Source organism: Ruminococcus sp. AF20-12LB (genome assembly GCF_003478985.1).
Classification (GTDB): domain Bacteria; phylum Bacillota; class Clostridia; order Lachnospirales; family Lachnospiraceae; genus Blautia_A.
On sequence record NZ_QUGH01000010.1, the window covers coordinates 71,944 to 97,195 of the forward strand.

Here is a 25,252-nt window from a genome sequence, read left to right on the forward strand (position 1 = left end):
TTCTTCTGTAAGGACCGTAAAATAATAGCAACATAAAAACACCCCGGGAAATCCTGATTTATGTGGTGTCTCCGAATATCTGATCATCAAGTGGATATTCGGAGATCACCTTATTATTTGCGAATCTCCGAGGTGTTTTTATTTATTTTCTTAATATTTTATTTTTCCGTCTCAGCTGTTGGTGTTGCTGTGGCTTCTGTCTCTGTTTCACCGTTTACCATGGTTTCATATGCATTGAACATTTCTTTTACTGTCATTTTGTTTACAAGAAATACCTTGTCTCCAACGACAGCTGCATAATAGTTTGTGTCATATGTGTAGAAGGTAACGGTTGTCTGGTTCTTGTCAGAGTCTGTGAATACAGCGGTCATCTCCGGATCTGCAACCGGTGTATAAGCGTCTGTCAGTCTCTTCTGTCCTGCCATGTTTATCAGCTTGTTGTAGAAGGTGGTAAAGGTTGTACTTTCTATTTCCTTACCATCCAGCTGATAGGTTGTTGTTTCTTTTTCGTTTCCGTCATCATCTGTGGATGTTTCACGTGAAACATTTACAGTATTTGTTGTTTCACCGTAAGTAACCTGGAGCTGATCCAGATTTTTTACAGACAGATAATTGACGATCAGTGACCAGAGATCTGACGGCGTCTTGTCAATAACTGCACTCAGTGTATCCGTTGACATTGTATAGATCTGTTTGTTATCTACCGTTACATATCTGCTGCCATCTCCTGCCTCACCGCCAACGTAAATGACAAGCTGTTTATCCACTGTGGTTGTCTTGCTGTCTGCATCTTCTGAGCTGCTGTCCGTGTCAGTAGTGTCACTGCTCTCAGAATCGCTCTCAGAGGCCGTAGAATCGTTTTCTCCGGATTCTGTACTGTCTGTGCTGTCATTCTTCACCTCTTCCTGATAATCCACTGTAATCGTCGCATAGGGCTTATCAAGGCCATACTGGGAAAGATCCTCTGCATTGTAGTTTACAAACTGGTCAAATGCAAAGCTTCCAAGTCCGGAGGTTATGTTTCCTGCTGCCGTTGTATCGGCAGACTCTTTATCGCTGCTTCCGTCACCGGAAACAGCCCAGGTAGCTCCGTCGGAATTTTCTTCCAGGACATAGGAATCTTTATCCTCGCTGACCTGGACCTTTTTCACTGTGGAAGAATCAATTGTTGGGAAATCTTCTCCCTGTGCATAATCGTAAAGGGAATTCATAAACGGAGACACTGTGTCCGCTGCCACTACATATACCGTGCTGTCATCATCATCCTTGGAAATGTAATACTGATTCGTAGACGTATTCTCATCTCCGATGTTGAGCTTCGTTGTCCCATCAGCGGTATCAACGGTTACTGTGTTAGATGGAGAATCCAGTCCGTATTCCGTAAGATCCTCCACATCCTCCAGGACTCTGTCCGCTTCCACCTTTTCGATGGCGGAAGCTGCGGAATCCAGAGTTGTCTGATTTACAGGAAAAGCAGTCTCATCCTTTTTCACCCAGGAATCATCTTTTTTCTCAAAGGTCACTTCCTTCTTGTCTACGATAAATTCCAGAGATTTAATGTCATCCGTTTTCACGGAAAACACTTCTGTTTTGCTTTCCTCTTCGCTGCTGCTCTCTGCCTTTTCTTCTTTGGATACATAGGTGTTCAGTCCCACATAAACGCCGCCGAGAACTGCCAGAACAACAACTGCTGAAACAAGTTTGGTCGATTTTTTCATTATGCTTTTCTCCTCTTAAGCCAGATTAGGAATCCTGCAACAAGGAACACTCCCGGGATCAGACCAATGGTACAGATCTTCCAGAAGGCTGCATCATAATCGGTTACTGTCAGACTTGTGGACTCAAGGCTCTTGGATGGAATAGAAACGGAATTACTGTCGTCCGTGCTGGTCATCCAGTTCAAGGACTCCAGAAGGAGCTTTTCATTTCCGCCGGATACCATCTGGTTCACCTGGCTCTCCATCAGATTTGCTGTGGAGTAGTAAACAATCTGTGTTTCCTTATCATCATCCAGTTTCTCTGTGATGGCAACCCCAAGATCAAACGGTCCGTCTACATCTCCGTCTTCCTTTTCGATATTGCTGCTCTGCATATTTGTTTTAGAGTAAGCCTTGTCAGAGGTTGTCAGGATACTGTCGATGGTTACAGTATCTCTTACATCATCTGTTTTCTGAATGCCCTGCGCATACGGCGCCAGTACATAGGAGCCTGCAGAAGCTGTCTCAGAGCTTGCATCTGTGCTGTTGACCGTTGGTACAAGATAATATGGCATTTGCATTCCATAATGCTGATTATCACCCTCAAATACGATTCCCTCTGCACACTTTACACCATAATTTTCAAGAACCGCATCAAAGTTCGGCAGATCATCCTGTGTATAATCTGAGAAGATCATAGCTTTTCCGCCTGCCTCAAGATAATCCAGGAGCTCTGTTTTTTCTTCCTCGGAAATATCGCTGGTCGGAGATACGATCATCAGGCAGTCTGCATCATCCGGAACCTTTCCCTCTGTGAGAAGGTTCAACTCCTTGATATCAATGTTTGCCTTCTGGATATCTTCTTTAAAGCTGGAATCCAGATCTTTTTCTCCATGTCCGGATAAGGTATACATGATCGGAAGATCCTCTGATGTCACATAGCCGATCGCACTTGTGATCTGTCCTTCTCCATCAAATCCGGTAGTAGTCTGCTGCCAGGTATTATAGTCTACTGAAGAGGAATACATATCGTTGTAATTGATAACCTTGTTTCTGTCGCCGCAGACTACGATCAGGCTGTTTGACGCAAGATCATCGGTTGTGTATTCCGATGCAAATTTCGGATTTACAACCGGGTCTTTTACCTCAACTTTAATATGCTTGGACTCATCTTTATAACGTGAAAGCAGATTGGAGATCGTGTCGTCCTCAGAACCGCTTGCCGCGATCTGATAAATGGTAACATCCTTATCCAGTGTCTTCAGTACCTTCTTTGTTTCATCACCAATGGTGTAAAGCTTGGATGAGCTTACATCCAGCTGTGAATATTTGGATGGGATCGCACCGACGATCATATTGATCACAACCACGATCACGATAAAGACAGCTGCCATAGCCACGCTGTAGGAACCGTTTTTGATATGTTTTTTGCTGATGGTGCCTACCAGCTTTTTCGGATCCGGTTTATGTTTCTTTTTGCCGGAGTCCTGTGCTGCCTCCGGTGCGGCTGCCTCGCCTTTATTTTTCTTAAATTTCTCACTGAATTTCATTTCCATTCACCCCCTAGTTCCAGCGTCTCTTCTGAATGGACTGCATGGTAAGGAACAGGCAGATCGCAATAACAGAAATAAAATAAACAATTCCTGTCACGTCAAACACGCCGTTTGTAAAATTATCATAATGTCCGCTCAGGTTAAATACGTTCAGTACCTTCTGGATACCACCCTGGAAAATACTGGATTTTACAACGTATACGATCACAAGGGCAATCTCTCCCACAGCTCCGATCACTACAGAAATCAGGATGTTCTTGATCATGGTATAGATGATGATAGCAATCGCTACGATCAGAAGTCCGAATGCCACTGCGGTTGACATGGAGGTCTGTGAAAAGAATGAGGAAATTCCGTTCATCATGTAGAAAGCGAACAGGAATACAAAAGTAAGTACTGCTGCAATTACCTGGCTTTCTGTAAGCGCTGACATAAATACACCTATCGCCAGATTCGCACATCCCAGAAGGAAAAATCCCAGGATCCCGGTGTATGCGGAAGCATAGGAAATCGTTCCGAACTTACTCATGATCAGAGGATAAACGCACATGATCACGACCGGAATGGCAAACACAGCTACCAGTGCAAGATATTTTCCAAATACGATATCCCATACAGATACCGGTGCGGTCAGAAGAAGCTGATCCGTTTTCTGCTTGCGCTCTTCTGCAAGTACACGCATGGAAAGGATCGGCACACCGATCAGGAACACAAAGGTCAGTGCGCTTAAAGTAGTTTCAAATTTTGAATAGCCGCCTGAAAGCTGATATGCGGAAAAATAAATTCCGGTCAGCACCAGGACAAAAAATATAAAGAGATATCCAACCATGGAGGTCAGATAGCTTTTCAGTTCTCTTTTAAAAATCGCTGTCATGACTGATCCCCCTCTTTCTCATCAGAAGCCTTCTCTGGTTCCTCAGTTTTTTCTTCCTGAGTTTTTTCTTCTTCCGATGATCTATCTTCTACCGGTCTCCACTGTGAGCTTTCCGGTTTTCCGACGGATTTTTTCTCTCCTTCGGTAAGTTCAAGGAATACATCCTCAAGGGAAACTCTCTTAACCTGCATCTCGTAGATCGGACAGTTCGCTTTTGCCATAGCGTAGAAGACTTTTTCACGGATATCCACATTTTCCTGAATGGAAAGTTTTGTTTTCCACAATTTCTCATCGCTGTCATAGGACATTTCCACTCCGGTTACGCCTTCGATCGTTTCCAGAGCTTTTCGAATCGTGTCTTTCTCGCCTTTTACCTTCATAAGGAGGCTGTTGGAGCCTGCTGCCAGACGTTCCAGATTATCCGGTGTATCGCTGGCTACCAGCTTTCCATGGGAAATGATCAGAACATAATCACACACTGCTCTTACCTCGGAAAGGATATGGGAGCTTAGGATAACCGTGTGCTTCTGCTTCAGACCTTTGATCAGGTCACGGATCTCGATGATCTGCTTCGGGTCAAGTCCTACTGTCGGCTCATCCAGGATGATCACCTCCGGATATCCCAGGATTGCCTGTGCAAGACCCACTCTCTGGCGATAACCTTTGGAAAGATTTTTGATCAGACGGTCTTTCATGTCTGTGATCTTTACCATATCCATGACTTCTTTTATCTGTTTGTCTTTTTGTTTTTTTGGGATTTTTTTCAGATCAGCCGCAAATTTCATGTACTCAAGAACAGTCATGTCAAAATAGAGCGGCGGCATTTCCGGCAGATAGCCGATACATTTCTTGGCTGCCTCCGGTTCCTCCAGAATATCATGACCATCGATCATCACTTTTCCTTCTGTGGAAGCAATGTATCCTGTGATCATGTTCATAGTTGTTGATTTTCCTGCACCGTTGGGGCCCAGGAATCCGTAAATTTTCCCCTTTTCGATCTGAAAGGAAAGATGGTCAACCGCAGTATGATCGCCATACTTTTTGACCAGATTACTTACTTCGATCACTTTACTCTCCTCCTTTTATTCTCAGGGAAATACTTTTTTAATTATCGATTTCCCATTTTATAAGATGCCAGAGGCAAAAGGTCCTGAAACTGAAGCCCTTTGACTCTGGCGTCTTTTCAACACCAATAGAAAATGCCCCCGGATGAAACAGAGAATGGGGGAATCCAGGGGCATCTCTATCGGATTATAGTGTAGAAGTAATTTGTGATAAAAGTAGGATAAATTTGTGATAATTTTGTGAAACTCCCAGACAAAAAAATCTCCTGTCGGACAAATTTTGACTTTGTTCGACAGGAGGTATCTTATGCCAGTGGCTCTCTGAGCGGTGTTCCGGCTTTTCTCGGATATTTGCCCGGGGTGTTCTTTACCTTCTCGATAATGACCAGGGAGCGGCCGATCTCAGATCCCGGAAGGTCAAAGTACTGAATATCCCTGATCTTTCCACCAAGGATCTTTACTGCTTTCTCTGCTGCTTCTGCTTCTTCCTTTACAGAACCGGATTTATAGGAGACAAAAAGCCCTCCGACTTTTACATACGGGAGACAGTATTCAGACAGGGTTGCAAGTCCGGATACTGCTCTGGATACGCAGAGATCATATTTTTCTCTGTAGGCTTTGTTTTTTGCATATTCTTCAGCTCTTCCGTGAATGGCAGAAATCCCCTCCAGGCCCAGGAGTGCAAAGGTTTCTTCCAGGAATTTTACTCTTTTATTGAGGGAGTCCAGAAGGCAGGCTTCCACTTCCGGGAAGGCGATCTTCAGGGGAACACCCGGGAATCCGGCACCGGTTCCGATGTCCATAACGGTTTTTACATTGTTCATATCTACAGCCTTGACGCAGCAGAGGCTGTCCAGGAAATGTTTCACGAGAACCTCGTCAAATTCTGTGATACCGGTGAGGTTCATGACTTTGTTTTTTTCTACAAGATATTCGTAGAACCGGATAAACTGGTTTTTCTGCGTGTCATTGAGTGCGATCCCAAGCTCCTCGCAGCCTTTTTCCAGGATTTCTAAATTGTACATGCAGCTTCCTCTCTTATTTTCTGTGTTTTATTGTTATTTGTAACTGTTCAGTACCCTCACAGTTACGAGTCAAAATGCATTCCAAATCACCTTCGGTGATATCATTTTGCCTTATATGTCTCGGGATTTTGGCAAAAAAACGTGCCAAAATGCCTGCCTTCTGAATAGTTGCTGTTATTCTTTGTATTATCAGTGTTTGTGTCCGGATCTGCTTTCCAGATATACAAGAAGCACGGAAATGTCAGCCGGGGATACACCGGAGATACGGGACGCCTGGCCGATGGACACCGGTCTGTAGGCTTCCAGCTTCTGGCGTGCCTCAATGCGGAGGCTTCCTACATCTTCGTAATCAATGTCTTCCGGAAGCTTTTTCTGCTCCAGTTTCTTAAACTGCTCTACCTGCTTCATCTGGCGGCGGATATAGCCATCATATTTGATGTTGATCTCTACCTGCTCACATACATCTTCCGGAAGCTCCGGTCTTTCTTTATCAATGGGTGCAAGCACCTTATAGTTAAGCTCCGGCCGACGGATCAGCTCTGCAATGGTGGTTCCGGATTTCAGAAGGGTACTGTTCAGAGATTCCAGAAGGCTCTGTACCTCTGCAGAACCACCTACGGTTGCATGTTCCACTCTCTCGATCTCTTCCTGGATCCGGCGCTCTTTTTCCTGTAATTTATGGTATGTCTCATCATCGATCAGGCCGACCTCCCAGCCTTTTTTGCGAAGGCGGAGATCTGCGTTGTCCTGTCGGAGGAGCAGACGGTACTCAGCACGGCTTGTCATCATTCGGTATGGCTCATGGTTCTCCTTTGTTACCAGATCATCGATGAGAACGCCGATATATGCCTCTGAGCGGTCCAAAATCAGCTGTTCCCGGCCTTTTACCTCCATAGCCGCATTAATTCCCGCTATGAGGCCCTGAGCGGCTGCTTCCTCATATCCGGAGCTTCCGTTAAACTGTCCGCCGCTGAAAAGGCCCTTGATCTTTTTGAATTCCAGTGTGGGATAGAGCTGGCGCGGATTGATGCAGTCATACTCAATAGCGTAGGCATTTTTTACAATCTTGGCGTTCTCCAGACCTGGTACAGAATGGTACATCTCGTACTGAACATCCTCCGGCAGGGAGCTGGACATTCCGCCGATGTACATTTCATTTGTGTAAAGACCTTCCGGTTCGATAAATACCTGATGACGTTTTTTATCTGCAAAACGGACTACTTTATCTTCGATAGACGGACAGTAACGTGGTCCGGTTCCTTCGATCATTCCGGAATAAAGGGGGGATCTGTCCAGATTTGCACGGATGATCTCGTGTGTTTTTTCATTTGTATAGGTCAGCCAGCAGGATTTCTGCTCGATCTGTACGGATTCCGGGTCTGTGGAAAAAGAAAACGGTACGACTCTTTCATCTCCGAACTGCTCTTCCATCTTAGAATAATCAATGGTGTTTCCGGCGATTCTGGCCGGAGTTCCTGTTTTGAAACGGAACATTTCGATCCCCAGCTTTTTCAGGGAATCCGTAAGGTAATTGGCTGCCTGAAGGCCGTTCGGTCCCGTATAGTTGCTGACGTCACCGTAAATGCAGCGGGCCTTGAGGTAGGTTCCTGTACAGAGGACTACAGCTTTTGCGTGGTAGGTGGCTCCTGAGAAGGTTTTTACACCGGTGATGTGCCCGTCTTCTACCAGCAGTTCGGTCACTTCGCCCTGGCGGATGGTTAAGTTCTCTGTATTTTCCAGTGTCTTTCTCATTTGTGTGCTGTAGGCCTGTTTATCGGCCTGTGCACGAAGGGAATGGACTGCAGGGCCTTTGGACTGGTTGAGCATTTTGGACTGGATGAAGGTTTTGTCTATATTTTTACCCATTTCTCCACCGAGAGCATCCAGCTCGCGGACGAGATGCCCTTTGGAGCTGCCGCCTACGTTGGGGTTGCAGGGCATAAGGGCGATGCTGTCTACGCTGACTGTGAACATGACTGTGTTGAGTCCTAAGCGGGCGCATGCCAGTGATGCTTCGCAGCCTGCGTGGCCGGCGCCTACTACTATGATGTCGAAAAACTGTTCCAGATTTTTCATGCTTTTTCTCCTTTATTTTTTTCTTATTTTTTTTCTTTGTTTATTGTGTGATTGGGTTTTGGTTTTGTTTTTGCTTTCTTGGCAGAGGGCCTGGTTTTTTTGCTTTGGGAAGCTGTGGAAAAACCGCAAAGGGGCCGTAAAGCCACGGCCCCTCTGCACACCCCTCGGGCTTTTTTTTAAGAGTTCTTGGGTTGTGGTGTGTGATACGGTGTTGACTTTTGTCTGTATGCTTCGGTATTGGATGTGGAACGTTGTGCCGAGGGAGTTTTGAGTTCTTGGGTTGTGGTGTGGGGTGCGGTGTTGACTTTTGTCTGTATGCTTCGGTGTTGGATGCGGAACGTTGTGCCGAGGGAGTTTTGAGTTCTTGGGTTGTGGTGTGGGGTGCGGTGTTGACTTTGTCTGTATGCTTCGGTGTTGGATGTGGAACGTTGTGCCGAGGGAGTTTTGAGTTCTTGGGTTGTGGTGTGGGGTGCGGTGTTGACTTTGTCTGTATGCTTCGGTGTTGGATGTGGAACGTTGTGCCGATTGTTGTAATGGAACTGTAACGAGGTTCTCGATGTGCGATGCACATCTGCGGGGTTATTCCTGCTTCCGTTTGATATATTTCGGCTCAGTGTTGAATTGTCGATACAGAAGCATACAGACATAAGTTAGTATCTTTCAGCATTCCTCAACCGCCGCACTATATAAAAAAAGGCCCAGGGGTGTGCAGAGGGGCGCGGCCTTGCGCCCCCTTGCGGTTTTCTCACATTCCAATGTAATCCTACCCTCTGCGGGGTTCCGCAGTCCATGTGGCATACACAGCCGAGCTTTCGCAATCCATGCGGCATATACGACCAGAATTCCGCAATCCATGTGATATATACGGCCAGATCTCCGCAGTCTATATTATGCAACAATATATCCTGCGGAAATATACAAAGTTCCGTTTGATATATTTCGGCTCAGTGTTGAATTACCAATACAGAAGCATACAGGCATAAGTTAGTATCTTTCAGCATTCCACAACCGCCGCACTATATAAAAAAGGCCCAGGGGTGTGCAGAGGGGCGCGGCCTTGCGCCCCTCTGCGGTTTTCTCACATTCCAATGTGATCCTACCCTCTGCGGGGTTCCGCATTCCATGTGGCACATACGGCCGAGCTTTCGCAATCCATGCGGCATATATGGCCGGGGCCTCCGCAGCCTATGCGCTTATTATTTCCCCATACAAAATTTAGAAAATATCTCATTAACAAGGTCTTCCCCAAGTGATTCTCCCAGAATCCGTCCCAGACTTTCGTATGCATCTGTCAGGTCTATGGAATAAAAATCCTCCGGCATTCCGCTTTCTATGCTATTTTCTACCAGAGAAAGACTTTCCTGTGCTTTTAAAAGCTCCTGTCTGTGGCGTTCATTGGTGATGTAGACTTCATCATTGAAGTCAATCTCCCCACTGAAGAACATTTCCCGGATTTTTTCTTCCAGGTCTGTGATCCCGGTTTCTTCTTTCGCGGAGATTGGGATCACCGGCTGGTTTATTCTGCTCTTTAAATCCTCTATATCTATAGCAGATTCAAGGTCTGTCTTACTATAGAGGACAATTGTCTTTTTCTCTTGCAAAATTTTTATGATTTCTTCGTCGTTTTCATCTAACGGTACAGAGGAATCTACGACATAAAGGATCAGGTCTGCGTCTGCTGCCATTTCTTTGGCTTTGGATACGCCGATTTTCTCTACGATGTCTTCTGTCTGGCGGATTCCGGCTGTGTCAGCGATCTTTAATGTGATCCCATGCAGGTTGATATACTCTTCCAGTACGTCTCTGGTGGTTCCTGCGATATCGGTCACGATGGCTCTGTCTTCTCCCAGAAGCAGATTCAGCAGAGAAGATTTCCCTGCGTTCGGCTTGCCCAGGATCACGGTCCGGATACCTTCCTGTATGATCTTTCCGTCTCCGGCTGTTTTTAACAGGTTCTGTATTTTTTCTTTTTCTTCTGCCACGATCTGTTCTAATTCTTCCGAATATCCTGTCAGATCATAGTGCTCCGGATCGTCTAATGCCGATTCGATGTACGCTATATGGTACAGTAGTTTTTCCCTGATATTCTGTACTGTTTTTCGGACTGAACCTTTTAATTGTCCTACAGAATTCTTTAATGAGTACTCGTTTTTGGACTGTATCACATCCATAACGGCCTCCGCCTGGGAAAGATCGATCCTTCCATTGAGAAATGCACGCTTGGTAAATTCTCCTGGCTCGGCAATAATGGCTCCGTTTTTCAGCACAGTTTCAAGTACCTTTTTCATGGCTAAAACGCCGCCGTGGCAGTCGATTTCTATGGTATCTTCTCCTGTGTATGTCCGTGGTCCGCGCATGGCCATGACCAGCACTTCGTCTACCATTTCTTCGTTATCATAAATATATCCATAATGAATGGTGTGGCTTGGGACGTTTTTCAGAGATTTTTTTCCACCCTTGGAACGGTATACTCCGGATGCGATCTCAAAAGCCTCCGGGCCACTGATCCTGACGATCCCGATTCCCGATGCGCTCATGGCTGTGGAAATCGCAGCAATCGTTGTCTCTTCCATTTTTCATTCTCCTTTATCAAACGGATAAAAGCATCCGCTATATAACACTGCAGCTGATAGCTGCCATACCGTTTATCCTGGTCCAGCAGATAAAAGCATCCGGTTAAACGCTTAAACGCAAAAATGTTACTCCGGAAAAGCTTTTTACACGCAAAAAACACGTGTTATTCACGCTTTCACCTAGAATAACATCTTCTGTCAGTTTCCATATTTATAATGCTAGAGCGTGTTTGAAAAAGACTTTCTGCAAGATGTGCGTCACAATTTGTGGGAGATTTTGTCCGGATGAAGGCGCCGTAGCGGGCTACGGCAACTGAATTCGGGCAAAATATACCGCAAAGTGGGGCGTGCAGATTGCGGGAATGCTTTTTCAAACACGCTCTAATCTCTGCGTTCCGGATTTCCGCTGCAGAAATATCTTTTATTATTTGCTCTTCAATGATTATAAAGAATTGTTGCGGAGATTGCAATGATAATTTTTAACAAATGTAGCAAGAATTCTCCCACCTCTTCAGGTGGTGAGATGAATTGCACATCTGAGCATATCTGCTCAAAAAAAGCCGTACCCACAGAGCTTACGCTCCGGGATACGGCTTACAGCTTTACCGGTGGATCATCAATTATTGCGTTTCAGTTTTACTACTACATGTCTGTAAGGTTCTTCTCCCTCACTGACTGTCTCTACATAGCGGTTGCCCTGCAGAGATGCATGGATGATCCTTCTTTCGTATGGATTCATCGGTTCCAGAACTACCGGTTTTCTGGTTTTCTTTACCTTGAAAGCGATTCCTCTTGCAAGGTTCTCCAGAGTTTCCTTACGACGGCGTCTGTAGTCCTCGGTATCGAGTTTTACACGAATGTAGGTAGACTCGCCTTTGTTTACCACAAGGCTTGTCAGATACTGAAGAGAATCCAGTGTCTGGCCTCTTTTTCCGATGAGGATACCCATATCCTCACCTTCAAAATCCACATCCAGAGAACCGTCTGCAGTGTTGTATTTCGATGTGATCTCCACTTCTCCAAGATCCATGGAGCCGAATACGTCACGAAGAAATACGACTGCTCTCTCCTCAACCTCTCTGATCTTCTCCGGATCGCTGAGGATCTCTACCGGTCTGCCCTGCTTCGGTGCTCTCTCACGTGTTTCCTTCGGCTGACGCTCCTTTGGAGCTCTTGGCTGTTTCTCACGTGCAGGCTTTGCTTTGCCCTGGAAATCCCTTGCAGGTCTTTCCTTTGGTGCTGCTGCCTTTGCAGGTGCTTCTTCGGATGCCTTCTCCACCTGTATAGCTTCTTTCTTCACCGGCTTCTTCTCCTCTGCAGGAGCTGCTTTCGGTGCAGATTCTTTCTTTACATCCGGAGTAAAAGGCTTTTCTAATTTCTTCTCTTCTTTGATAGCGTCCAGTTTCACGGACTCTACCAGTTCATCGATCTCCTGCATATCAGAAACTGGCTCGATTCTGCGAACTTTGATCACGGCAGGTTTGCTGCCGATTCCGAAGAATCCGGAGCTGCCTTCACTGATAACCTGAATATCAAGCTGGTCACTGGAAGTTCCAAGCTCAAGACACGCTTTTGTGATAGCTTCATTCTTTGTTTTTGCTGAAAACTGAATGTAATCCTCCATTACGAACCCCTCCGTTCCTGATTATTTCTTCTTATTTCTCTCATCAAAGTCTCTTACGAGATTTGCTTTGGCTGTGATGCTGCCCGGTTTTGCACTTCTTGCCTTCTCATAAGCAGTATCAACCTTCTGTGCTCTGTCTGAAGCACCGTTGTTTCCGCTGTTACCCTTATTGATCACAGGTTTATTGATATTCTTGGCGGACTGATGAGCCTGATTGGTGATCTTCTGCGGCGGAAGTCCTTCCTTCGCACGCTTCGCTTCGATCTTCTTCATATTCTCATTAACCAGATCATCAATGTTCATCTTATCAAGATGACGATTGATCGCAAACTGCTGGGCACTTCGAACGACAGCACTGGCGATCCAGTAGATACCAAGACCAACCGGGAATGTGAAACAGAAGAATGCAGACATCAGAGGCATAACCATGTTCATGGTTTTCATGGAGTTTGCCATTGCGCTGGCCTGATCATTTCCGTCTGCCTGCTGTGTTGCAGCCTGTGGCATAAGCTTCAGGTTCAGCATCTGAGTTGCCCATGCAAGAACCGGGATCAGAAGTGCTACGATCGCAAGTAACAGAGAACCATGATTTTTGAAGAATTCCATGATATAATACAGCGGCTGGTCTGCGATATTCAGGCCACAGAAGCCCTGCATCTTGGAAATATTGCCGGATGCTTTTGCGATCGCATCAGAAAATCCTGAAAACTGATCCATCTGTGCCAGCTCTTTCCACTGGGAAGGAGAAAGTGCATACAGAAAATCAACAATAGAGTTACTTGTAGCATTTCCGGCACTGTCCATAACGAGACGTACTCGTGTCATGGAATGGTCTGTGATAAACTGCTGCAGGATATCTGTGTATCCGTTTACAGCTACCAGGTTGTCAACTACACCAGTAAAAATGTTCTTTACACTTCCAACGTAAGCAGGAATCCGATAGATAACCTGATACAGAGCAAACAGAATAGGCATCTGAATGGCTAACTGTACACAGCTACCGGTTGGAGAAACACCATATTTCTGATAAACAGCCTGGGTTTCTTCGTTCATTTTCATCATGGAGTCCTGATCCTTTTTACCCTGATATTTCTTCTGGATCTTCTGGATCTCGGGCTGCATGATCGCACTTAACTTGGAGAATTTCTGCTGCTTGATCTGCAGCGGTGTCATAAAGGCAAAGATAAGAATACTGAAGATAATGATACAAAGACCAATGTTCTGGATTCCGAACAGGCCGTCAAGCATCTTATATATGCCATCCATGATCCATCCCATCACAGACGCGATCTGTCCGATAATAGGAGTTCCGGTTTTTGTTGCTAAAAACAGTTCCAAATTCATTTCCTCCTAGACTTCTTATTCAATTGTAAAAGTCCGGTAACTGCTCTGCCCGGGAAAAGGCTGAACAGTCACAAAATAATTCATGGCACAGGGTCATAGCCTCCGTGGGAAAAAGGATTGCATCGCAGAATCCTCCATGCCGCAAGAAGACTGCCCTTAAACGCGCCATATTTTTCGATTGCTTCCAAACCATATTGAGAACATGTGGGAATATAAGGACATTTCGTTCTCTTCATCGGCGATATATATTTTTGATAGAGCCTTATCATCTTAATCAGAAATTTCTTTATCATGTTCGTTCCCTGTTATATGATGCTTTCTTGCAAGATGCAGAAAAGCACTCTCGATCTCGTGAAAGCTCTTGCCCTTGGCTGCGGCTCTCACTACCACTACAATATCAAGGTTACTGTCAAAATCTGTTTCGTTGAGACGATAGCTTTCTCTGATCAATCTGGTGAGTCTGTGGCGAACCACACTGTTCCCTACTTTTTTGCTTACTGATATTCCCAGACGATTCTTCATGTGCTGATTCTTCAGCACGTACATCACCAGAAGCCGATTTGCGTACGATGTTCCGTTCTGATATACAACTTTAAAATCTTGATTTTTCTTTAAGGACTCTGATCTGATCAAACGAATCCTCCTTAATTAGATTCCGCCTGCGCGGATATTTCTCCGGATAGAAGAAAAGACCACATAAATGCGGTCTTGCAGCTTATGCTGATAACTGTTTTCTTCCTTTTAATCTTCTTGCAGCTAATACTTTACGTCCGCCCTTTGTGCTCATGCGAGCTCTGAAGCCGTGAACCTTAGCTCTGGATCTCTTTTTTGGCTGAAATGTCATCTTCATAGGTAAAGCACCTCCTTTATCTATTTTTAATTGTTATGAAATAACTTATCATTCAGAACATCGTTTCAATTATATAAATAAACCTCCTTTTCGTCAAGTAAAAATTGCAAAAAACCCGATAAAATCAAGGGTTCTGTAAAATACCCCCACCTTACGGTATTTATTTTTTTCTCTTATGTGGAAAGCGCTTATGGTTTACGTAACATTATCCACATTTTGTGGATAACTTGTGGATAACTTGTGGATTGACCGGAAATCTATCCACTTTTTCGGAGGGTTTGTTCACATCGTTTTCAAAAAAAACCTTTATTTGCGGTATTTATAAGGTGGATTTTTTTATACACATAATTCTTCCACATTTTCCACCAATTCTCGACTTATGGAAACCTACAGGACTCTTATCCACAATAATCCACCCTAATCCACAGTAATTTCCCCACATTATCCACATTCTTTTCCCCAAAATCTCAAGGATTTTCCATTGCGAAAACCCCATTTTCATTGTAATATATAAAAGGATATCTATCTCCAGTCGCAGACTGGGGTTATTATAATACTCATGGGAGGAAAAAATGGACACTGTTATTGAAAAATGGGAGGAGATCCTGCAAACTGTCAAATCTGAATATGAGGTGACTGATGTCCCTTTTAATACCTGGCTCAAGCCGCTGAAAGTTTATGAGGTTGACGGAAAGCTGATAACAGTGGTTGTTCCCTCTGAGCAGGCAGCGATCGGAGTCAATTACATCAGTAAACGCTACAAAATACCTCTCCAGGTTACTATCTGTGTACTGACAGGCATGGAAGAATGCGAGGTTCGCTTCGTTCTGGAAAAAGATCTCCCCAAAAAAACAGAAAAAAACACTTCTTATGATAAACAGGTTCAGGATACACGTTACGAAGAAGCGCATTTAAATCCAAAATACACCTTCGACACCTTCGTTGTAGGAAGTAATAACAAATTCGCCCAGGCCGCAGCTCTTGCAGTTGCCGAATCACCGGGAGATACCTACAATCCACTGTTTATCTATGGCGGAGCCGGTCTTGGTAAGACGCATCTTATGCATTCCATCGCTCATTTCATTCTGGAACACGACGAAAACAGCCGTGTTTTGTATGTAACCAGTGAGGAATTTACCAACGAGCTGATCGAAACCATCCGAAACGGAAATAACACGGCAATGAGTAAATTCCGTGAAAAATACAGAAATATCGACGTTCTTCTCGTCGATGATATTCAATTTATTATAGGAAAAGAATCCACACAGGAGGAATTTTTCCATACATTTAACAGTCTTCACAGTGCCAAAAAGCAGATCATCATATCCTCTGATAAACCACCAAAGGATATGGAAATCCTGGAAGAGCGCTTCCGTTCCCGGTTCGAGTGGGGCCTGATCGCAGATATCACGCTGCCTGACTACGAAACCCGAATGGCGATCCTTCATAAGAATGAAGAAATGAACGGCTACAGCATCAGTGAAGATGTTATCAAATATATCGCTACCAATATCAAATCCAATATCCGTGAGCTGGAAGGTGCCTTCAACAAGGTCATGGCCGGAGCCAAGCTTGAAAAAAAGGAAGTAACTCTGGAGCTGGCAGAGCAGGCACTGAAGGATATTATTTCTCCGGATGAGAAAAAAGTGATCACACCGGAATACATCATCTCCGTTGTTGCAGAGCATTACGGAGTCACACCTGCGGACTTAAGCGGAAACAAACGAAACTCCAAGATCGTCATGCCCCGCCAGGTTTCCATGTATCTCTGCCGTGAGATCATATCCACACCTTTGAAAAATATCGGAAAAGCTCTCGGAAACCGTGACCATACTACCGTTATGCACGGTATTGAAAAGATCGAAAACGAATTGCAGAACGACGATAACTTAAAAAATACCATTGATATATTGAAAAAGAAGATTAATCCACAAGGTTAGGGAAGTTTTCCACATTACTGGTGTATAACGTGTTGATTGTATGTGGAGAGATGTGTACAACTTTTTTGCCAAAACGCGGCGGTAATTTTATCCCCGGTTTATTCACATACGAAACTACCACTTTTACACAAAGTTATCCCAACGGAAAACCCCTGAAAACATCAGGCCTGCGGGAGTTTTTCACAAAATCTGGCCCCCTACGGCTGTTACGGCGGATTTTTTCTATAAATATATTTATAAAAACCACAATTTGTTCAGAAAGGGAGTTATACACACTATGAAAATCATCTGCTCCAAATCAAGTCTGTTAAAAAGTGTAAGTATCGCACTCAAAGCAGTTCCATCAAAAACCACAATGCCGATCCTGGAATGTATTCTTATGGATGCAACCACAAACCAGATCAAATTTACCACCAACGATATGGAGCTGGGAATTGAAACTATCGTTGAGGGTACTATTGAAGAAAAAGGTAAAGTTGCTCTTGATGCAAAAATCTTCTATGAAATCATCAGACGACTTCCGGATAATGATATTACCATTAAAACTGATGATAAATATGCAGCAACCATCACCTGTGAAAAAGCAAAATTCAATATCCCCGGAAAATCAGGAGAAGATTTTGCTTATTTACCGATGATCGAAAAGGATGAACCACTGACGATCTCTCAGTACACACTGAAAGAAATGATCCGCCAGACTATTTTTTCTATTGCTGTAAATGAGAACAATAAGCTTATGACCGGTGAACTTTTTGAGATCAAAAATAACTGTCTGAAGGTAGTTTCTCTGGATGGACACCGTATCGCTATCCGAAAAATGCCCCTTAAGAAAGATTATTCTGACCGTAAGGTGGTAGTTCCGGGCAAAACTTTAAGCGAGGTCAGCAAGATCCTTTCCGGAGAGGTGAATGATCAGGTCAGCATTTACTTCACAAAAAACCATATTTTATTTGAATTTGATCAGACTATGGTAGTTTCCAGACTGATCGAAGGAGAATATTTCAGAATTGACCAGATGCTTTCCAGTGATTATGAGACAAAACTGAAGATCAACAAAAAAGAGTTCCTGGATTGTATCGATCGTGCCACACTTCTGGTACGTGAGGTTGACAAAAAACCGATCATCATCAACATCACAGATGATGATATGGAGCTGCGCATTGATTCTGCAATGGGTTCCATGAATGAGGAGATCGATATTGAAAAAGAGGGTAAGGATATCATGATCGGCTTCAACCCGAAATTCCTGATCGATGCTCTTCGTGTTATTGATGATGAAACCGTGACGATCTATCTTGTAAATCCGAAGGCCCCGTGCTTTATCCGTGACGATGAGGAGAACTATACTTACCTGATCCTTCCTGTAAATATCAACCAGAATCAGGCCAGATAAAACCTGGGTATATAAGAAATAAGGGACAAGAGGTGGCGCGGCAGCTTCGGGAGTGCGGGTGTACGTGTGAGACGCACATACTTGAAGCTGTGAACAGAATTGATATCGATAGCCAGGATATGTAAGTGTCCGTATGGTGCGTACAGCCTGACGGCTGGTATCAGGATTGACAGAAACAGGTACACCTAAAATGAGTGACCGTTTTTGACCGATTTTATATGGGAATGCGATCGTGTTCTGAGAAGTGTTTCGTGTGTAAACTACTGGAAGGGGGTATTTAAATTACCACCTTCCGGTGAAATTTGTATTGGGGGATTTTCAAACGGATATCCACGATTGAAGCAGAGGACTTACCTGATGCGGTTAAATACCGCCAGGAGATCAGAAAAGATTGATCTGACGGAGAAAATATCCCCGGAGATAAGAGGAGAAAAAATTGGAGATCAGAATTAAAGACGAATTTATCAAGCTTGGCCAGGCGCTGAAGCTGGCCGGTGTTGTGGAGGACGGCGTTGAGGCGAAATATGCCATCAATGATGGTCTGGTACTGGTGAACGGTGAGGTGGAGAACCGCCGTGGCCGCAAGATCCATCCTGGAGATACCATTTCCTACGATGGAAAAGATATTTATGTGATTGGGTGAAGGAATGTACATTGAATCCATCAGACTGAATAATTTCAGGAATTATGAGTCGCTGGAGATGAATTTTGATCAGGGCACCAATATTCTCTACGGCGACAATGCCCAGGGAAAGACCAATATCCTGGAGGCGGTTTATCTGGCAGGTACCAGCAAATCCCACAAGGGAAGCAAGGACCGGGAGATGATCCGCTTTAAGAATGAGGAATCCCATATCCGAATGATGGTGAAGAAGGGCGAGCTTTCATACAAAATAGACATGCACCTCCGGAAAAACAAAGCAAAGGGAGTTGCCATCAACGGGCTGCCGATCCGCAAGGCAAGGGAGCTGCTGGGGGTGGTGAATCTGGTGTTTTTTTCTCCGGAGGATCTTAATATTATCAAGGATGGACCGGGAGAGAGAAGACGTTTTCTGGATTCGGAGCTTTGTCAGCTGGATGGTGTTTATATCACGGAGCTGGCCGGCTACAACCATATCGTGAACCAGAGAAACCGTCTTCTCAAAGACTGTTATATGAACCCCGGGCTGAAAAGTACCCTGGATGTCTGGGATATGCAGATGGTCGATTACGGAAAGAAGATCATCGGGAAGCGGGAAGCCTTTGTGGAGGAGCTTAACGAGATCGCAAGGGGGCTCCATAAAGGCCTTACCGGCGGGATCGAGGAGCTGGAGATCCTGTACGAGCCAAGTGTTACGGCGGCGGAGTTTGAGGATAAGCTTTCCAGGAACCGGGAGCGGGATCTTCGGATGAAGCTGACCTCTGTGGGACCGCACAGAGATGATTTCTGCGTAAAAGTCAACGGGATCGACATCCGGAGGTATGGTTCCCAGGGGCAGCAGAGGACTGCAGCTCTTTCTCTGAAGCTTTCGGAGATCTATCTGGTGAAGAAAAAGATCCGGGATACACCGGTGCTTCTGCTGGATGATGTTCTTTCAGAGCTGGATAGCAGCAGGCAGACATATCTGCTGGAAAGCATCCACGATATACAGACTCTGATCACCTGTACAGGACTGGATGATTTTGTCAGCCATCAGTTCAAGATCAACAGGGTTTTTCAGGTGGTAAAGGGGCATGTTTATATGCCTAAAGGGTTTTGACAAGCCCGTATGCATATGGTAAACTGATTCTGATTATGGAAAGTTGGTGAATATTTTGGATAAAGAGGAGTTTCGCGTTAAGCTGGGACAGATCAATAAGCTGGTCGAGACCCAGGATTACAAAGGCGCCATGCAGATTGTTGACAGTATTGACTGGCGTCGTGTGAAAAACGTCCGTACCCTTTGTGTAGTGGGCGAGATCTACGCGGCCAACAAGCGTTATGAAGAGAGCAAGGAAATTTTTCTTCTTGCCTACCACAGAGCGCCGATCGGCAAGAACATACTTTACCGTCTGATTGAGGTTTCCCTGAAAATGGGACAGATCAGTGAAGCCACAGAATTCTTTGATGAATACAGAGAAGTGGCAGGTAATGATAACAGCCAGTATATACTGAAATATAAGATCGCCAGAGCGAAGAATGCATCTCTGAATGAGCAGATCCGTATTCTTGAGGAATATAAGGAGAAGGAATTTACGGAGCGCTGGTCCTATGAGCTGGCCAAGCTCTATTACAAGGCAGGAGACAAGCAGAAGTGCCTGGATCTCTGCAATGAGATGATCCTTTGGTTCAATGACGGAACTTATGTGATAAAGGCCCTTGACCTGAAACAGCGGATGGGTGTTCTCACTGGCGAAGAGAAAGAGAAATACGAGCAGCGTTTTATCCCGAAGCTGATCCCGCCGGAAAAGGCGCAGGAGATCAGGGAGAGCAAGGAAGCATCCGGCGAGTATGAGGAGGCAAAACCGGTCACAGATACCATCCAGGTAGATGATGAGCGGGATCTGAACAGTGCGGAGACATTCCAGGAGAAGCTTTCCAAGGGATTCCGTGATATCTTTGGCGGACATAAGAAATCCGCGGAAGAGGATATGGAGGAAAAAGAAGCTGCGCAGGATGAAGAGCAGGAAGAGGTTTCCACAGGCTCTGAGGATGTGACGGAACAGGCTGAAGTGCCGGAGGCTGAGACTGCTGCGGCAGCAGAACCGTCAGAGGAGTTTACAGATTCTGAGGAGATCGAAGCAGCAGAAGGAAGTGATGAGCCTTCGGAAGAGCAGGAAGAGTTTTCCGGACAGGAAGTGGATGAGATTCCCCTGGCATCAGGTGTTGAGAACCTGTCATCCGGAAGTATGAAGCTGCAGGCTCAGGAACAGCAGGATAAAGAGGAAGAAGAGGCTTATCAGGAAGCGGAAGAAGCTGAGGCTGAGAAAGCTACAGAGATGTCTTTGTCCCAGAGTGTTGCAGAGATCATGAAGGAGAAGGCTGCCGGAAATGAGGAAAGTGAGGAGAAGCCTGCAGGGGTTCCGCTCAATGAGGAAGGCAAGCCTGATTTTTCCGCAACGATCCGTATGCCGGAGCTGAAGATCCCGAAGTCCATGATCAATGTGGACCCGGAGAATGCAAGCAGTTCCGCGGAGATGCCGGATGCGTCCGGAATTTTCGGAAGTATCGAGGATATTGCGGCATCTGTAGGTGACAGGTCCGAGAAGGATAAGGATAAAGACTTTAACCTGGAGGATACCATTCTGGCAGCAGCTACACAGCAGGGAATCGATATCCCGGAGGAAGAGAAATCTCCGGATGTCCAGCAGTCCGACGTAACGGAAGAGCCGGATGGTATTGAGGATCTGGATATTGCGGCTGATGAATTTGTTCCGGAGGAGCCGGATGCGGCAGATATCGAGGATATCATGGCGCAGATCTCCGCTCAGCAGGAGGAAGAGGTAACGGAGACTTCCGATACCAGAATTCCGGATATCGTATTTGATGAAGATGAGGAGCCGGTTACTGAGGAGGATCTTCAGGCTGCAGAAGCAGAGTTCCTGAATGGTCCGTCAGGAGTACAGAAGCCGGTGGAAGAAGATGATGTGCTTCCGGAGATTCCTTCACTGGAATCTGAGGCGCAGGTGCAGAAGTCGGCAGCAGAGCCTTCTGCGAAGCTTCATCATGAGGAACCGGTGGCTGCAGCGGAAGAGGAAAATCTTCTTGATGAGGAAGAAGAATACAGTGATGACGCCTTTAACTTCCAGGATGAGGATGACGAGGATGACTTTATCAGCAGTCCCATCGGTGATGATTCTGATGAAGCCATGGAAGAGGACGATGAGGAAGATGAGCTCAGCGAGGAAGAGCAGCTTGAGAAATTTATCGCTACGATCCATCCGGAGAAGGATCCTACAAAGATCGTTTCCAGAAAGAAAGAGCTCACAGAGGAAGAGAAGAAGCTTTTCACCTATTTTGTTACAGTTCCCGGAATGAAGGAACAGCTGCTTGATGTACTCTGCGATGTGCAGATGGGCGCAGCAGACAAGACCTCCCAGACCGGAAATGTGATCGTTATGGGCGGCAGAGAAACAGGTAAGACGAGACTGATCTCAAGTCTGATCCCGGCAATCTGTAAAGAGCTGAATATCGAGGCTTCCAAGGTTGCCTATATATTTGCGGATGATCTCAACGGAAAGGATATTCCGGAGATCGTATCCAAGCTTGCCGGCGGTTTCCTTGTTATCGAGGATGCAAACCAGCTTTCCCAGGAAACAGCAGATGAGCTTGAGGAAGCTATGACCGGAAACACAAAGGGAATGATCGTGATCCTGGAGGATGAAAAGATTGGTATGCGTAAGCTGATCGCAAGATATCCGAAGCTTGCGAAGAAGTTTACATCCATGATCAACATTCCTGTATTTACAAACGATGAACTTGTTAATTTCGCCAAGGTCTATACCATGGAGAATGGATTCCGTATCGACCAGATGGGCATGCTTGCTCTGTATAATCTGATCGGGATCAACCAGAAGGAGGATCAGCCGATGTGCATCGGTACTGTGAAGACCATGCTGGATAAGGCTATGGAGAGAGCTCAGAGCGGATTGTTCAAGCGTTCCAAGAAGCGTGTGGACCGTGATGGCTACACGGTACTTTTTGAAAAGGATTTCAGCTGAAAATAAGAAAAAGCAGAGGTAAAAAATATGGCCAGACCTTATCTTGGTAACCCGAAATATACCATTGAAGTCCTTCAAAAGTATCATTTTGTTTTCCAGAAAAGGTTTGGTCAGAATTTTCTGATCGATGAGCATGTTCTGGAAAAGATCATTGAGTCTTCGGGTATCACGAAGGATGATTTTATACTGGAGATCGGTCCGGGTATCGGAACTATGACCCAGTATCTTGCGGAGGCTGCCAGAGAGGTGGCTGCTGTGGAGATTGACAGTTCGCTGATCCCGATCCTTAAGGATACGTTGAAGGACTGGGATAATGTTTCCGTGATCAATAACGATATCCTGAAAACGGATATCAAAAAGATCGCAGATGAGAAAAACGGCGGTAAGCCTGTGAAGGTGGTTGCGAATCTGCCGTATTACATTACGACTCCGATCATCATGGGGCTTTTTGAGAAGAATGTTCCTGTGGATTCGATCACTGTCATGGTGCAGAAGGAGGTTGCAGACCGTATGCAGGTTGGTCCCGGTACCAAGGATTACGGTGCGCTTTCCCTGGCTGTGCAGTATTATGCGAAGCCGGAGATCGTTGCGAATGTACCGCCGAACTGTTTTATGCCGCGGCCGAAGGTCGGAAGTGCGGTGATCAAGCTGACGCGTTATGAGAAGCCGCCGGTGGATGTGAAGGATGAGGGGCTTATGTTCCGTCTGATCCGTGCATCTTTTAACCAGAGGAGAAAGACGCTTGTGAACGGTATCAGAAATTCCGGAGATTTTTCCCTGAGTAAGGAGGAGATCGAGGATGTGTTCAACAGGTGTAACCTTCCGCTGAATATCAGGGGTGAGGCGCTGACACTGGAGCAGTTTGCGATGCTTGCCAACTGTATTTATGATGAGAAAAATTAATATATGATAAACGCAAAAAGAGCCCGGGCAGCTGTTCCGGGTTCTTTTTGCGTTTCCGGACGGGAATGTTGGAGAGGTTTCCTGTCCGGATCTATATATCGTCATAGAAAGGAGGTTATGTCTGAGGTGTCAGACATAAGTAAGTAATGAAAAATTTACATTTTCTATTTTACTGACGAGATGTTAGGAAAGTTTGTTTAAAATATGAAAATATTGTGAATATATTTTTGACGATATGTATATAGTCTGAATGGTATGGATGGGATTGGGGAAAATTACGGTTTACAGAGGGGTGGGGGTGTGTGGTATACTGAGGGGCGTTAAAGAGGTAATAAAAAGTAAAAGATAGTAAAAGGTAATAAAGGGCCGTAAATGGCAATGTGAAGTCGATGAGGCTGATGGAAATTTTTTGATAAGGGCTGGTGCCCGTATGGAGGTTGAATATTATGAGAAGATTGAACAAGTTTACAGCTTTGATTGTTGCGGGTGTTATTTCATGTACATCTCCGATGATGGTTATGGCGTCTGATTCCGGTTCTGTTATGAGTCAGGCGGAGGAGATCCTGAAGGATAATGAGGTTGGGTCTCTTGCTTCTGACCCGGATAAGGTTGGGGATATCATTGTTTATGTGAAGGGACTTTTTGATTCTAACCAGATCACGGATGATGAGATTTCTCAGGGGATCGATGAGGCTGCGGATCATTTTGGGGTGAGTCTTAATGAGGATGATAAGAGTTCTCTGGTCAATATTATCAGTAAGTTCCGTGGAATCGAGATGAGTGATGATCAGATCAAGGGGTATGTGAGTGATGCTTATAGTACTTTGAAGGATATGGGTGTTACGAAGTCTGATGTGAAGAATATTTTTGAGAAGGCGATTGAGTTTATTAAGGGAATGCTTTCACGGCGGTGATGGGCGGTGATGGCTGGTTCCTTGGATGGTGTTTTTGATGATGTTTTAGATGGAGTTTGAGTTAGAGGGTGAGGGTTGTGGCTCTTTTGTTGGGGTTGTTGTTGGTTTGTTTGTGTGAGATGTACAATATGTACAATATTTAGGACTTTGGTTTTGTTTGTGAATGTGGTGTTTTTATAAAATGTTGGAGGTTGTTTTGGAAAAAATTGTGCAAATGCGCTAATTGTTTACGGGATGTTCATTGTTTGTTCATATTTGTCTGGTAGTATAGGGATAGTTCGAAAGAACGTTACGAAAGACGCTGTAATGGTGTGTATCTGTATCATTACACATACAATTTTTTTCATAATAATCGCCCCGGTAAGCCACTACCGGGGCACTCCTCGTTTTTGGGCCTTTTTGGGGCTCTTTTTTTTATGGGTGGGGAGGGACGGGACGGACGGACTGCCGGAGGGGCGGCTGCATGGTCGTGCCTGGTGCGGTCGTTTCGCCGGGTCATACTAGTACATCGTTTTCGAAATAACAATACCACTCACTTGTCTGTGAATCCGATTGCACAGGTCTAAAAGCCTCGGCGTAGCCCGCTACGCCTGCGTTTTTATACCTGCACACTCGAATCCACATCCTACGCGATTGGTATTGTTATTTACGAAACGATGTACTAAGCGCCTGAGTCTTCTGCCGTGCAGGGCGCCCCATAACTCGCCATGTACGCTGATGCGTACCTGGCTCAGACAGATGG

19 protein-coding genes and 2 pseudogenes are annotated in these 25,252 nt (G+C 45.2%); 8 read left to right on the plus strand and 13 right to left on the minus strand.

What is annotated here, in order from left to right; genetic code table 11:
* Positions 1 to 158 precede the first annotated feature (158 nt).
* From DWX61_RS13125 to DWX61_RS19575, 8 genes and pseudogenes are all read right to left on the minus strand, one after another.
* On the minus strand, positions 159 to 1,718 hold the full coding sequence (locus tag DWX61_RS13125) for a DUF4340 domain-containing protein (RefSeq protein ID WP_118625695.1): 1,560 nt from the start codon (positions 1,716 to 1,718) through the stop codon (positions 159 to 161).
* Complete coding sequence (locus DWX61_RS13130; protein ID WP_118625697.1) at positions 1,718 to 3,247, minus strand: GldG family protein; 1,530 nt, start codon at positions 3,245 to 3,247, stop codon at positions 1,718 to 1,720. Before DWX61_RS13130 ends, DWX61_RS13125 begins: the two co-directional genes overlap by 1 nt.
* A gap of 13 nt (positions 3,248 to 3,260) precedes the next feature.
* On the minus strand, positions 3,261 to 4,124 hold the full coding sequence (locus tag DWX61_RS13135; protein WP_118516140.1) for an ABC transporter permease: 864 nt from the start codon (positions 4,122 to 4,124) through the stop codon (positions 3,261 to 3,263).
* Positions 4,121 to 5,191: an ABC transporter ATP-binding protein gene (locus DWX61_RS13140; protein ID WP_118625699.1), complete on the minus strand. Its 1,071-nt coding sequence runs from the start codon at positions 5,189 to 5,191 to the stop codon at positions 4,121 to 4,123. Before DWX61_RS13140 ends, DWX61_RS13135 begins: the two co-directional genes overlap by 4 nt.
* Positions 5,192 to 5,493: 302 nt before the next feature.
* A complete protein-coding gene (rsmG, locus tag DWX61_RS13145; RefSeq protein ID WP_118625701.1) occupies positions 5,494 to 6,213 on the minus strand; it encodes a 16S rRNA (guanine(527)-N(7))-methyltransferase RsmG in 720 nt (239 codons plus the stop codon).
* A gap of 189 nt (positions 6,214 to 6,402) precedes the next feature.
* Positions 6,403 to 8,289 (minus strand): tRNA uridine-5-carboxymethylaminomethyl(34) synthesis enzyme MnmG, encoded by a 1,887-nt coding sequence (gene mnmG, locus DWX61_RS13150; protein ID WP_118516185.1) that lies wholly within the window; start codon positions 8,287 to 8,289, stop codon positions 6,403 to 6,405.
* 1,196 nt (positions 8,290 to 9,485) lie between these two features.
* Positions 9,486 to 10,862 (minus strand): tRNA uridine-5-carboxymethylaminomethyl(34) synthesis GTPase MnmE, encoded by a 1,377-nt coding sequence (gene mnmE, locus DWX61_RS13155; protein WP_118625703.1) that lies wholly within the window; start codon positions 10,860 to 10,862, stop codon positions 9,486 to 9,488.
* Positions 10,863 to 11,038: 176 nt separating this feature from the next.
* Positions 11,039 to 11,176 (minus strand): annotated as a pseudogene (locus DWX61_RS19575) (DUF6783 domain-containing protein); the annotation flags it as partial.
* On the opposite strand from DWX61_RS19575, the pseudogene DWX61_RS19580 reads away from it, so the two are divergent.
* Positions 11,114 to 11,335: pseudogene (locus DWX61_RS19580) on the plus strand (DUF6783 domain-containing protein). The pseudogenes DWX61_RS19575 and DWX61_RS19580 sit on opposite strands and share 63 nt — an antisense overlap.
* A gap of 143 nt (positions 11,336 to 11,478) precedes the next feature.
* On the opposite strand, the gene jag reads toward DWX61_RS19580, so the two are convergent.
* The 5 genes from jag to rpmH form a co-directional block, all read right to left on the minus strand.
* Entirely contained in the window at positions 11,479 to 12,486 is a 1,008-nt protein-coding gene (gene jag / locus DWX61_RS13165) for an RNA-binding cell elongation regulator Jag/EloR (protein ID WP_118516184.1), read from the minus strand.
* Positions 12,487 to 12,507: 21 nt separating this feature from the next.
* Positions 12,508 to 13,824, minus strand: coding sequence for a membrane protein insertase YidC (locus DWX61_RS13170; protein ID WP_330590889.1), 1,317 nt, complete (start codon positions 13,822 to 13,824; stop codon positions 12,508 to 12,510).
* Between the two features lie 86 nt (positions 13,825 to 13,910).
* Complete coding sequence (gene yidD / locus DWX61_RS13175; protein ID WP_353611248.1) at positions 13,911 to 14,120, minus strand: membrane protein insertion efficiency factor YidD; 210 nt, start codon at positions 14,118 to 14,120, stop codon at positions 13,911 to 13,913.
* Positions 14,101 to 14,463, minus strand: a complete 363-nt coding sequence (rnpA, locus tag DWX61_RS13180) for a ribonuclease P protein component (RefSeq protein WP_059086518.1) — start codon at positions 14,461 to 14,463, stop codon at positions 14,101 to 14,103. The genes yidD and rnpA overlap by 20 nt, the downstream gene beginning before the upstream one ends.
* Positions 14,464 to 14,545: 82 nt before the next feature.
* Positions 14,546 to 14,680, minus strand: coding sequence for a 50S ribosomal protein L34 (gene rpmH, locus DWX61_RS13185; RefSeq protein ID WP_005423866.1), 135 nt, complete (start codon positions 14,678 to 14,680; stop codon positions 14,546 to 14,548).
* A 572-nt stretch (positions 14,681 to 15,252) separates the two neighbouring features.
* On the opposite strand from rpmH, the gene dnaA reads away from it, so the two are divergent.
* The 7 genes from dnaA (at position 15,253) to DWX61_RS13225 (ending at position 24,510) form a co-directional block, all read left to right on the plus strand.
* Positions 15,253 to 16,620, plus strand: coding sequence for a chromosomal replication initiator protein DnaA (dnaA, locus tag DWX61_RS13195; RefSeq protein ID WP_118625707.1), 1,368 nt, complete (start codon positions 15,253 to 15,255; stop codon positions 16,618 to 16,620).
* Between the two features lie 277 nt (positions 16,621 to 16,897).
* Positions 16,898 to 18,013, plus strand: coding sequence for a DNA polymerase III subunit beta (gene dnaN, locus DWX61_RS13200; protein WP_118625709.1), 1,116 nt, complete (start codon positions 16,898 to 16,900; stop codon positions 18,011 to 18,013).
* A 436-nt stretch (positions 18,014 to 18,449) separates the two neighbouring features.
* On the plus strand, positions 18,450 to 18,656 hold the full coding sequence (locus DWX61_RS13205) for an RNA-binding S4 domain-containing protein (RefSeq protein WP_021650164.1): 207 nt from the start codon (positions 18,450 to 18,452) through the stop codon (positions 18,654 to 18,656).
* Positions 18,657 to 18,660: 4 nt separating this feature from the next.
* Positions 18,661 to 19,752 (plus strand): DNA replication/repair protein RecF, encoded by a 1,092-nt coding sequence (gene recF / locus DWX61_RS13210; protein ID WP_118625799.1) that lies wholly within the window; start codon positions 18,661 to 18,663, stop codon positions 19,750 to 19,752.
* 46 nt (positions 19,753 to 19,798) lie between these two features.
* Positions 19,799 to 22,693, plus strand: a complete 2,895-nt coding sequence (locus DWX61_RS13215) for a hypothetical protein (protein ID WP_118625711.1) — start codon at positions 19,799 to 19,801, stop codon at positions 22,691 to 22,693.
* 27 nt (positions 22,694 to 22,720) lie between these two features.
* The gene (gene rsmA, locus DWX61_RS13220) at positions 22,721 to 23,596 is read left to right on the plus strand and encodes a 16S rRNA (adenine(1518)-N(6)/adenine(1519)-N(6))-dimethyltransferase RsmA (RefSeq protein WP_118625713.1); all 876 of its coding nucleotides are present in this window, start codon (positions 22,721 to 22,723) and stop codon (positions 23,594 to 23,596) included.
* 446 nt (positions 23,597 to 24,042) lie between these two features.
* Positions 24,043 to 24,510 (plus strand): DUF1002 domain-containing protein, encoded by a 468-nt coding sequence (locus DWX61_RS13225; protein ID WP_118516176.1) that lies wholly within the window; start codon positions 24,043 to 24,045, stop codon positions 24,508 to 24,510.
* Positions 24,511 to 25,252: the final 742 nt, after the last annotated feature.